General features: G+C 58.9%; 6 protein-coding genes and 1 pseudogene. All 7 read left to right on the top strand.

Translation table 11 applies throughout. The features are described 5' to 3' along the window. A partial coding sequence (locus tag K9L28_10080; GenBank protein ID MCF7936674.1) for a flagellar hook-associated protein FlgK occupies nt 1-1,875 on the top strand: 1,875 nt, incomplete at its 5' end. Nucleotides 1,876-1,888: 13 nt separating this feature from the next. Further along, nucleotides 1,889-5,053: a flagellar hook-associated protein FlgL gene (gene flgL / locus K9L28_10085; protein MCF7936675.1), complete on the top strand. Its 3,165-nt coding sequence runs from the start codon at nt 1,889-1,891 to the stop codon at nt 5,051-5,053. 74 nt (nt 5,054-5,127) lie between these two features. Further along, the gene (locus tag K9L28_10090; protein MCF7936676.1) at nt 5,128-5,631 is read left to right on the top strand and encodes a flagellar assembly protein FliW; all 504 of its coding nucleotides are present in this window, start codon (nt 5,128-5,130) and stop codon (nt 5,629-5,631) included. Further along, nucleotides 5,631-5,927 carry a carbon storage regulator CsrA gene (gene csrA / locus K9L28_10095; GenBank protein ID MCF7936677.1) on the top strand — a complete coding sequence of 99 codons (297 nt, stop codon included), beginning with the start codon at nt 5,631-5,633 and terminating at the stop codon, nt 5,925-5,927. Before K9L28_10090 ends, csrA begins: the two co-directional genes overlap by 1 nt. Beyond that, nucleotides 5,917-8,373 carry a DUF115 domain-containing protein gene (locus tag K9L28_10100; GenBank protein ID MCF7936678.1) on the top strand — a complete coding sequence of 819 codons (2,457 nt, stop codon included), beginning with the start codon at nt 5,917-5,919 and terminating at the stop codon, nt 8,371-8,373. Before csrA ends, K9L28_10100 begins: the two co-directional genes overlap by 11 nt. 169 nt (nt 8,374-8,542) lie before the next feature. Beyond that, a pseudogene (locus tag K9L28_10105) lies at nt 8,543-9,172 on the top strand (flagellin). Between the two features lie 1,335 nt (nt 9,173-10,507). After that, nucleotides 10,508-11,227: a hypothetical protein gene (locus tag K9L28_10110; protein ID MCF7936679.1), complete on the top strand. Its 720-nt coding sequence runs from the start codon at nt 10,508-10,510 to the stop codon at nt 11,225-11,227. Nucleotides 11,228-11,534 lie beyond the last annotated feature (307 nt).

Consider the following 11,534-nt stretch of genomic DNA (forward strand, 5'->3'; position numbering starts at 1 on the left):
GAGCTCATCGACTGCAAGCCCTCCGACATCTGCGACGAGACCGACGGCGAGTTCAAGGTCTACCTGGACAGCAAGCTCCTCGTCCAGGGCAGGGAGACCCGCCACCTCGTCACCGTCCCCGTCCAGGGCAACCAGGGCTTCCTGGACGTCCAGATCGAGGACAACGAGTTCGACCACGTCAGCGACCCCAACGTGATGGAGGTCATCGTGGAGCAGGGCGCCGCCGAGGCCGTCCACCAGGTGGGCGTCCGGCGCCTGGCCAGCGAGACCGCCTGGAAGGTGGGCAACGGCAACGACAAGCTCGACGTCACCGACAGCTCCGAGGCCCTGGGCGTGAAGGGCAACTTCCGTCTCCAGGTGGACAGCAGCGGCGTGCGGAAGACCTCCCGGACAATCAAGGACGGCGAGATACTGAGTGGCGCCCCTGCAGCCGACCAGCCGCAGGAATACCAGTTCCGGATCCAGGCGGGGGATGTGGACAGTTTGATTAGTGTTGCCTGGGACGATGGCACGACCAACTGGCAGATCTCTGACAACCTTGGCAACGGCCCCTATCCTGCCGGGCCTCCTGCAGGTGCCGATCCATTAACACTTTCAGATCTGGCTGGCTTTATCAACGACAACAGCGCCACATACGAAAATATTGAAGCCGAGACCAACAACAACAAACTCACCATCAGCTCCTCCGACGACCACATCATCTCGCTGGCCGACTCCAAGAACAACCTTCTGTCCGGCAAGCTGAACATGCAGAACGGCGGCACCATCTACACCGTGGAGGTCACCGAGGAGGACACCCTGGAGACCATCCGCAACAAGATCAACGGCCTCTACGCCCCCCACTACTGCGAAGACGGCTTCGAGGAGGCCCAGGACTGGCTCCACGCCAACATCGCCGACGACGGCACCGGCTCCATGTACCTCACGCTGGAGAGCAACGCCGTGGGCGAGGCCAACCGCATCAACGTCCTCGGCGACGACGGCGGTAGCCTCTACGTCGCCAAAAAACTCGGCCTCGTCCATGTCGACGACACCGAGACCGTCGAAGGCGAAACGAGCTTCATGGAGACCAGCCGGGACGCCCTCTTCACCGTAGACAGCGACAAGTACCTCTCGGCCACCAACAGCTTCCGGGAGGCCCGCAAGATCACCGCCGAGGACGCCTACCAGGCAAGCGAGATGCAGGAGGTGCTGGAGGGCGTGCACTTCACCCTCAAGGAGACCGGCAGCAGCGGCCTCACCGTCAAGCACCACGTCAACGGCGGGGAGATCAGCGCCATCATGGAGGCCCGGGACGACGTCATCCTCGACCACATCGGCACCTTCGACGAGATCGCCTACCAGCTGTCGCTGCAGATGAACGCCGTCCACTACGCCGGCCACGGCACCGGCGACCACGCCATGAGCACCGGGGTGGCCTTCTTCAACCCCATCGCCGCCGAGTACGGCGCCTCCCGTGCCCTGGAGATCAACAGCCTCCTCGACGAGGACACCAGCTACATCGGCACCGCCAGCGACGACGGCGACGGCTACACACTGGGCGAGGGCGACGGCAGCAACGCCCTCCGCATGGCCCAGCTCAAGCAGGCCGACATCCTGGAGTCCGGCAGCTCCAGTTTCAGCGAGTTCTACGAGTCCTTCATCGCCGAGCTCGGCTCGGAGGGCCAGACCGCCCGCACCATGGCCGACAACCAGCGGCACCTGGTGGAGCAGATCGAGAACCAGCGCCAGTCCATCATGGGCGTCAGCATCGACGAAGAGATGATGGACATCACCCAGTTCCAGCAGGCCTTCAACGCCATGGCGCGGTTCATCACCGTCCAGGACGAGCTGCTCGACAAGATGATCAACGGCATGGGCATCGTGGGCCGGTAAAGGGGAGATCCGCATGTACCGCGTCACCAACAGCATGATCCAGAACACCATGCTCTCCGATATGCACGGCAACCTCAAGCGGGTGATGGACCTGCAGGAGCAGCTCGCCTCGGGCAAGAAATACCGCAAGCCCAGCGACAACCCCGTGGACGTGGTCCGCGACCTCCAGCTGGGCACCACACTGCACGAGAACCAGCAGTACCAGCGCAACATGGAAGACGGCCTCACCTGGCTCAAAAACACCGAGACCGCCCTCAGCCAGATCAACGGCGTCGTCAGCCGCGTGCGCGAGCTGGCCGTCTACGCCGGCAACGGCGCCCTGGAGGACATCGACGAGAACGCCATCGCCCAGGAGATCGAGGAGCTCCAGGAGGAGCTCCGCCAGACCGCCAACTACAGCGTGGAAGGACGGCACCTCCTCTCCGGCTACGCCACCAGCATCCCCCCCTTCGCCCGGAACGACAACGGCAAGGTGGTCTACCAGGGCAACGACGGCAACGTCCACTTCGAGATGGAGAAGTGCAACCTCGGCCAGGTCTCCTTCAACGGCCGGGACATCTTCCCCGAGCAGTACACCGAATACGGCATCGAAAGCCGCGAGGTGCCCCTGGACTTCAAGTGGAAGGGCCGCAACGAGATCCTCCAGATCAGGGTGGGCGACCGCGTCGTCAAAACCCGCCTCCCCGAGGACGACTGGGTGGACGACAACGCCGACACCTCCCCCGACGACAGCGACTACAACGGCTTCCGCGACCCCGACGAGATGGACGGCTACACCCTCGAGCAGGTAGCCCAGCACCTGCGCACCTCCGTTTCGGGCAGCGACCTGGAGAAGGTCCTTTCCATCGGCGTACGCAAGGACAGCGACACCAACACCCAGCAGCTCGTCTTTACCAGCAACACCGCCGAACCGATCTCCGTCACCTCCTGGCAGGAGGAGGACAGCCGCCCGCTGTGGGAGAACGACAGCGGCGATCTGGTGAGCCAGGGGATCGTGCCCGGGCTGACGGTGGATGATACGGGGCCATGGACTGCAGCAGCCGATGATGAGATTACCTTGACCATAGATGGCGAGAGCACAACAGTGTCTCTGTCCGCAGGCGATACTCTGGAGGATGTGCGCGATGCAATCAGTGATGCTTCGGTAGGAGATAGTGACTTCCAGGCCCACATTACGGGAGCGGGGACAAGCAATGCAAGCATCGCGGTCTACGCTGCCGGTCCGCAGCAAAGCTTTACGCTTGAAGCGACCGGGAACGTTGAAGACATTTTCGGCACTGAGCAGTTGACTTCCACCGAAATCGAAATGCCCAAGGACCACAGCCACATCAGCTTTGCCTCGCTCCTGGGCATGGAGACAGCCATCTCCTCCAGGGAGATGGCTGTAGGAGCCTCTGTACCGCAGCCGATCGACTGGTACATCGAAAGCGGCGACGACCACCTGCGTTTCACCATTGATGACGGCAGCACGCCGTCACTTAACGAGGTGGCGAACCGCATCAACACAACCGCCGGGGAGTGGCTGGAAGCCGTGGTCGAAACAGACCATGCCGATCTCCCCACCAGCGGCCCCAACGCCAACGAAGAGGCCGCCACGGAGCGTCTTGTCGTCCGCTCCCGCAACGGTGACGCCGTCAACATCATGGATATGGACCCCGGGACAACGACAACCGCCGAGGATCTCGGTGTCGCCACCACCCTCCAGACGGAAAGCTCGGGCACGGTTTTTCCCAACAACGGGGCTCTTGATGATAACCTTCCTGCCTATGTCGAGGTTAATATAGGAAATAGAACCTATGACGTGAAACTCTATCGCGATGAAGTGGTGGACAGCGCTACCGGCGAACTCGATCCGGAAGACGTCGCAGCCTCTATTAAAGAGCAGATAGCCGAGCAGTCCGGACGAACCGATCTCTTCAGCTACAAAACCCTCGAAAACGACGAGGTCGCCCTGTACGCCCCCACCGGCGAGCCGATCCGGATCGTGGACAGAGGCTTCGGCGACCCCGACTTCAGCCAGTACACGGGAGGGATCGCCGCCGGTCTCGGGATCGCCGGCGGGATCATCGGAGATGCCATCGAGGGTGATTTGAGCGTGGATGCCGGAGAAACCGGCTCCTTCCGCGTAGAAACCCTTGGACACACAGTGGATATCTCCGTGACCGATGGGGATACCGTACTGGATATAGCTGAACGAATGCGGGAGCTCGCCGGAAGCTGGCTTGACGTTTCGGTCTCGGACGAGGACTTGACGGCCGATGCCACAGCAGATGCACGGCTTGCGGTTTCCGCGAAAGACGGAACCCCTGTGAGTGTCTTTGACATCACTGAGGCGGCAGTGACGGATTCAGGAGGAACAACTGTCCAAGGAGTAGCTCAAGCCTTTGGCATAGACAATGCTGTCCGGGGTGAGCCGCTCTCCGATTTCGACAGCGGCACAGGCACACCTCTCGACATTTCAACAAACCACACAATCACATTTGAAGTCGACGGCTACGAACACGACATCGACTTGCGGCAGCTTGACACAGATGGTTCAGACGATCTCGATGACCAAGAGCTGGAAGCGCTGCCTGATCTCATCAACGCCCGCTTCCAGGGGCAGGATCTGAAAGCTACCCTCATTGAGGATGCGAGTGGTGACCAACGAATCGTCCTGACATCTCCGGCTGGGTATGACTTTCGTGTTTCCAGTGAATCCGCGACGAACATTACCGCCCGGGCCATTTTCGGGAATGACCCTTCAGATCCAACCAAGGCGAAACCGCCCGCCAACCGCGGCGGCGGCAGTTCACCCCACAACCAGGTGGTCACAAGGCGTACGGCTGCCAATCAGGCGCAGGGCGACTTCTTCAGCCTCATGGACCGCCTGGCCGAAGCCGTGCGCAACCAGGACAGAGACGGCATCAGCGACGCCCTTCTTCCCCAGATCGACGACTTCATGAATAATCTTCTGGAACACCGCACCGAAGCCGGTGCGCTCATCAAACGCTACGAAACCAGCGGCAACAGGCTCACGGAGAACCACACCAACCTCACCGAACTCCGGAGCACCATCGCCGACACAGACATAGCCGACGCCATCACCAACTTCCAGATGGCCCAGTCCGTCTACCAGGCCAGCCTGGCCACCATCGCCAAGGTGGTCCAGCCCACACTGGTGGACTTCCTGCGATAAACGGCGACACCCTGCGCGTCCCCCGCCCTGCGGCCCGGGACCGCCAACATAGGAAACCCAATGGTGGTGACGAAATGATGGAACTCAAGACAACCCGCTTCGGCACGCTCACCCTGCGCGAGCAGGATATTATTACCTTCGAAAAAGGGGTCCCGGGCTTTCCGACATACAAAAAGTGGCTGCTCGTGGGGGACGAAAACTCTCCCATCCAGTGGTTCCAGTCCACCGACGACCCCGACGTGGCCCTGCCGGTCACATCGCCGGGCCTTTTCTTTGGCAGCTACAACGCCAAGATCGCGCCCTCCGAGCGCCAGGCCATCGGCGACCCCCCCGACGAACACCTCAGCCTCGTCGTGGTCCTCACCATCCCCGCCGCCGAGCCCTGGAAGATGACCGCCAACCTGCGCGCGCCCATCATCATCAACCAGAGCAACCGCAAGGCCCGGCAGACCGCCGTCCTCGACGACAGCTACCAGATCCGCCAGCCCGTTTTCTCGCCGGAAGCCCAGGAGAAATTAAAGGCCCAGGCCCAGAATGAAGAAACGCAAGAAGAACAGACGGTAAAGGAGAACGGCTAGTGCTCGTCCTCACCCGCAAATCCGGCGAGTCCCTCATGCTGGGTGAAGACATCGAGATCACCGTCGTGGAGGTGCGCAAGGACGGCGTCAAGCTGGGCATCGACGCCCCCAGGGACGTCCCCATCTGGCGCAAGGAGCTCTTCGACGAGATCGCCCAGGCCAACGTCTCCGCCACCCAGCCGCAGCTGGCAAAATCGGAGCTGGACAAGCTCTTTACGCAACAGCACCAGCAACAGGAGCCAAAGGACAAGGTAAAAGAAAGAACCAGGAAAGAGGAGAATACCCATGGAGCCTGAAGAACAGATCCTCCAGCAGAACCTGGCCAATCTGGAGCGCAACCAGCCGGCCACAGCCAGGCGCCTGCGGGAAGCCCTTCCACACTACGATCCCGAACAGGTGCAGGCAAAAAAGACCCACAACGGCATGTGGTTCCGTGGTTTGGCAGACGAACCTTTTTTCGAACCAAACCGCAAACAGCTCGAACGTCCCAGCGAGATCAAAGAGCCCACTGTCTACATGCTTGGCGCGGGGAGCGTCAACTATTTTGTTTATGTCCTCAAGCGCCTTCCCCAGAATGTGCGCTACATTGTGGTGATCGAGCCCTCGGTGAACCTGCTGCTCGACCTCTTCCGCCGCGGCCCGGTGTACAAGTTCTGCAGGGGCGGCCAGAAGCGCCTCATCTTTGTTACCTCCCCCCAGAGAGAGGAGATCCAGGAGGCTGTGCGGGTCTCCTTTGCCGACAAGGGCTGGTTTGTGGGGGGCGAATACAAAGAGGTTGTGCATACCGGCCTGTTCGAGGCCATGACAGAACGCTACAGAGAGGTCTTCGACGCCTTCCGCTGGGAGATTGTCAACCGGCTGAGCCGTCTGGGCAACTCGGCGGAAGACACCCTGTTGGGCTTCCGCCAGATGGCTCTTTCCGCCCCATGGACCCTATTCGGGCCTAAACTCGGGTCGCTCAAAGGCAGATTTGAAGGTCGCTCTGCGGTTGTGGTTTCAGCCGGTCCATCTTTGGATAAAAACCTCCATCAGCTCAAAGGCCGGGAGGACGAATTTGTCATCCTCTGTGCAGAAACAGTGCTCCGTCGTTTGCTCAAAGAGGGCATTCATCCCCACTTTGTCTGCGCCCTGGAACGGGGCTACGTGGTCTACGAAAAGCACTTTCAGGATGTGGTGCAGGAGTATAGAGACGATCTTGCCTCAATTACGCTGGTGGCCCAGTCGGTCTGTGTCCCCCAGGTAATGGGCCGCTGGTCCGGGCCTGTTGTGGTGGCTGGCAAGGAGACCATCAATATGGACAGAGCCATCGTGCGTGACGTGCTCGGCGGTGACACCTTCATATCCGGTTCCTCTGTTGCCCATATGTGTCTCGGCCTCGCCGATTACATGGGCTGTACATCCGCTGCGCTCATTGGCCAGGATCTCGCCTTTGGCGAGGGGGGGGGCTCTCACGGCAGCGGTACGGCATGGGCAGACCAGAGCAACGAGCAGAGCATACCCGAGCACCAGCGGTACGAGGTTCCCGGTGCTCTCGGTGGCACCGTGTCCACCACCAGAACCTGGAAATGGTTCATCGATATCTTTGTCGAGATTATCCCCAAGCTGCACTGCACCGTCTCGGACTGTACCGAAGGCGGCGCCCTGATTCCTGGCACGACCGTTGAGCCTCTGGCCGCCTACCTGGAGGCGCAAAGACCAGAGGAGGGTGGCCTGCATGCATCTGTCAGCCAGTGGCAGACGGAACAGGAGGAGGCCCAATTCCATCTCGAGGAAGCCCGTGAGGCTTTGCACGAAGTAAGGGTGACCTTCGAGCACTCCCTCCACCAGATAGAAGAACTCAAAAGCCAGGTGGAAGAGATCACCGTCAAAGAGGAGCTGAATGGTGACGCACGCGCGGCCTACGTCCGCGATTTGGGGCAGCGCGTCACGGCCATTAACGGAGAGAATGGAATCCTGGGCTATATAGGACAGAGTTACACTGCCTCGCTGCTCGGGGTTTTGCACACTATTGGTGATACCAAAGAGGCGGACCCCTTCGCTGCCTGGCTAAAAGAAATTGCCGAATTTGCCAGTGCTCATAGAAGCTCTGTGGAGACCTTCCTCACCTGGGCCCGCTATATCGAGGCCATCCTCGACATGGGTGATACCGTGGCCCACCTGCTGCATCAGGAACCCCCGCAAGTTACGGGAGACCGCTGGTACAAGGAGGTGACCACCGCCTTGGCTGCGGAGGAGCGCACACTTGCTCAGGTGGTCTCTGCCGATATCTTCTTCGCCCGAACCGACCAGAACAGCAGCGTCTGGCCCTGGCGCTTTCTCTGGCAGCTGGCCGCCCACCTCATGAGCGAGGGGCGCAACGGTGAGGCAAGGCGTCTCTTCAGCCTCAGCCTGTCCCGGCTCCAGGGACAGCGGGTAGAGGTTGCCGCGGCTGCGGATATCCTTAAGGGTTGGGCAGCCTCGTTGGGTTCTCACGATCTTTGCACTCCGCCAGCCTACACTGAGGCCTACGTGGCCCTTGCCAACGCCGCATCCTATGCACCAAATGACCCTGAACCCCTGACCATGATGGAGCAGTTGCTGGAAGACCACATCCGTGAGCTTGACGATGCCATTCTTCTCAATAAATCTGAATCGGCGCGGGAGGGCATCGCCAAACGCCGAGCCGCCAATGTGGAAAATCTGGAGCTGATCCGCAGCGACCCTGAAACGGCGCGGCAAAAACTCCTCACCACAGTATCCTGACGGAAACTAAACCCTTCCGCAGGAATGCCGAAACTCATAGCAGAAGAAGGAGATCTGAAGCAAAGGAGGGATGCCCGGAAACAAGATCAAAAGGAGCACCAAACGCGCAGAGACATTTCACAGGGCCCCAAGGACGGGGCGAGCACAGACCACAAGGAGGTAACATATTATGATAGTCAACCATAATATTCCCGCGCTTTTTGCGTACAACTCATTGGCTTCCACCAACCGGTCACTGGAGAAATCCATCGACAAACTTTCCACTGGCCTTCGGATCAACAGCGCCGCCGACGACGCGGCGGGCCTCGCCATCAGCGAGAAGATGCGTTCCCAGATCCGCGGACTGGACCAGGCCGTGGCCAACTCTCAGGACGGCATCAACATGATCCAGACCGCCGAAGGCGCCCTCAACGAGACCCACTCCATCCTCCAGCGTATGCGCGAACTCTCCGTGCAGGCCGCCAACGACACATTGACAGCCAACGACCGCCAGGCCATCCAGCTCGAGGTAGACCAGCTCAAAGAGGAAATCGGCCGGATCTCCGACACCACCCAGTTCAACAAAAAGAAGCTCCTCAACGGCGACGCCGCGGCGCTCTGGTCATCGGATGATCTGAGCACCCAGGTTTTCGTACGCGGCGGACTGCGCGAGGTGGACCAGTTCGGTCAGAAGGCCGCCGCCGAGGGCAACTACAAGATCGACATCGAAGCCACACCCGGTCAGGCTGAGATCCAGAAGACGGATATATTCAAGGTCAAGCACGCCGTACAGAACGAGATGACCGAGCAGAATTTTGGCCATGCAAACCTTTCAGCAACAGTCAACAATACAGGTGTAGCTGACCTAACGTTTGTCGTTGAAGGCAAAACCTATAATGTTGCCATTAGCGGTGTAAGTGCCACTAACCCTGGAGCCGAATTTTTCGTCCAGGAATTCAATAACCAGGGGGATATCAACGATTATATTGAGGCTGTAGATTACGACACCACTAATGCAAATGTTGAGTTTGTAGCTGTAGACCCAGGTGTGAGTTTCGATATAACCGAAAACGCCGGAGATAATGTTTTTGGTGGCACTCTTGCTAGTACTGCGACAAATGTTGCCCCCAGCGATGACAATATAACCAATTTTACGATTGACAATGCGGAGAACTTCCTGCGGGGGGACTATTCAATCGAAACAGAGGTGTATACTGGCGCCGGTATTTCCGCCCAACTAGTTGATCATAGCGTGTACATGAAAGGGGAAAGTTTTAGCGGTTACGCTACGGCAGAACTCACAAGCGATGGAGACATAAATGCTTCTATCCAGTTTGAAGTGGTAGATATAAACACCGCCACAAATCAAATAACTTACTCCAATAAATATTATGCTATTTCAAGGTCTGGGGCGGTAAGCGAAGCTCAGAGTGAATATACGTTCGATGTGACTAACAATGCTTCTTTCACCTCATGGAATTTGGGGGCCGGGACTGCAGAAGTATATATCGATAATCTTAACGCAGCTACTAGTGTTAACAACGCACAGGTAGGAGACAAAATTGTACTGAATTATCAGGCAAGCGCAGTAGGTGGGACAGATGAGGATATTGCATCATTCGATCGCGATGGAACCTTCGCCACCTATGTTTTCTCGGGAGGTACTATTGACTCTGCAACCACAGAGTTTAATTTTTTCCAGTTAAATACGGATTCTACCAGTAATGATTGGGGAACGCTCCACACATCACAGGTGACGATTACCTTTGATGAATTTGAGTCCGCGCATGGAACGCTTGCTGGACCCAAGAATGTGGCAGGCCAATTTACCATCGAGGGCGCTGGCGTTGGTGATGTCGCCGACGGCAGCACCAGCATCTACGACATCGACAAGTTCTGGGATTCCAACGGCAACTTCCTTGTCGAGGACCCCCAGACCCTTACCCTCGTTCAGGGGAACGGCGAGAAGACCTCGGTGACGATCTACGAGGACGACTCCATGGATACCGTGGCCTCGAAGCTCAACGAGGCGGTCCGCGACGGCCTCGGTCAGGGAGAACTTGAAGGGCTCTCCGAGTCGGAGCAGTTTGTCACCTATGTCGACGAGGAGCTGGCGGCCCAGCACGACGACGGCCCCTACTCCGTCGCAGGCACAATGGTGGTCAGCAGCGCCATCAACGGGGGCGACGGCGAGATCACCTTCGTCGGCGACGAGGAGTTCACAAATGCGCTGAGCCTCAACATCATCCAGGAGAGCGAGGAAAACAACTTTACTGTCAATATCACCGACGCCCACGACGGCAGCACCGTCGCCGAGGATGTCAATATCACCGGCAACACGCTCATCGGTGTGGTCCACAACAACGTGGATGTCAAGTTCGACGCCATGGCGGACATCGACGTCAGCTGGAGTACCGATGAAGCAAAGTGGGTCTCCACCGGTGCTGACGGCACCTACAGCACCATGGTCCACCTTGCCGACAACACCACGGTCTTCCAGGTCGGCGCCAACGAAGGCGAAGACATGGGTATCAACGTAGGCAACATGTCGGCTGAGTCTCTGGGTGTGGACGGGCTCATTGTCACCAACCGCGAGGATGCCGCCAATTCCATTACTACCATTGACGGCGCGATAGCCAGGGTCTCAGACCAGCGGGCTACCCTCGGTGCCTATCAGAACCGTCTGGAACACACCATTAACAACCTCACCACCGCGAGCGAGAACCTCACAGCAGCTGAAAGCCGTATCCGCGACCTGGACATGGCCAAGGAGATGATGAACTTCAGCAAGCTCCAGATCCTCTCCCAGTCCGGTACGTCCATGCTCGCCCAGGCGAACCAGCTGCCGCAGAACGTCCTTCAGCTTCTCCGGTAATAACCTGAACGAGAGTATAAGTAAACTCTCGATGTAGGTAGAAACAAGCGATACGAATGTTCCCGAAGCAGGGGGAAGGGCGCGCCCCTTCCCCCTGAGTACTACCGAGAAGCATGGGAGAAGGCGAGGTGAGGTTGATGGACCAGGTGGAAGGAGTCGAACAGAAGACCCAGTCGGAGCTCAGCCAGGCGCTCCAGCAGAGCCGGGCCCGCCAGACAGCGAGCAATCAGGTTGCTCCCGAGGGCAAAAAGGCAGGCGCCCCCGACGAGGCCTCGGTGCAGGACGCCATCCAGAAGGCCGAGGAGAT

The organism is Synergistales bacterium (genome assembly GCA_021736445.1).
Classification (GTDB): domain Bacteria; phylum Synergistota; class Synergistia; order Synergistales; family Aminiphilaceae; genus JAIPGA01.

Excerpts from the sequence above, each read along its gene's own strand:
- flgL (MCF7936675.1), top strand. The coding sequence starts at position 1,889 with ATGTACCGCGTCACCAACAGCATGATCCAGAACACCATGCTCTCCGAT.
- K9L28_10090 (MCF7936676.1), top strand. The coding sequence starts at position 5,128 with ATGATGGAACTCAAGACAACCCGCTTCGGCACGCTCACCCTGCGCGAG.
- K9L28_10100 (MCF7936678.1), top strand. The coding sequence starts at position 5,917 with ATGGAGCCTGAAGAACAGATCCTCCAGCAGAACCTGGCCAATCTGGAG.
- K9L28_10110 (MCF7936679.1), top strand. The coding sequence starts at position 10,508 with ATGGTGGTCAGCAGCGCCATCAACGGGGGCGACGGCGAGATCACCTTC.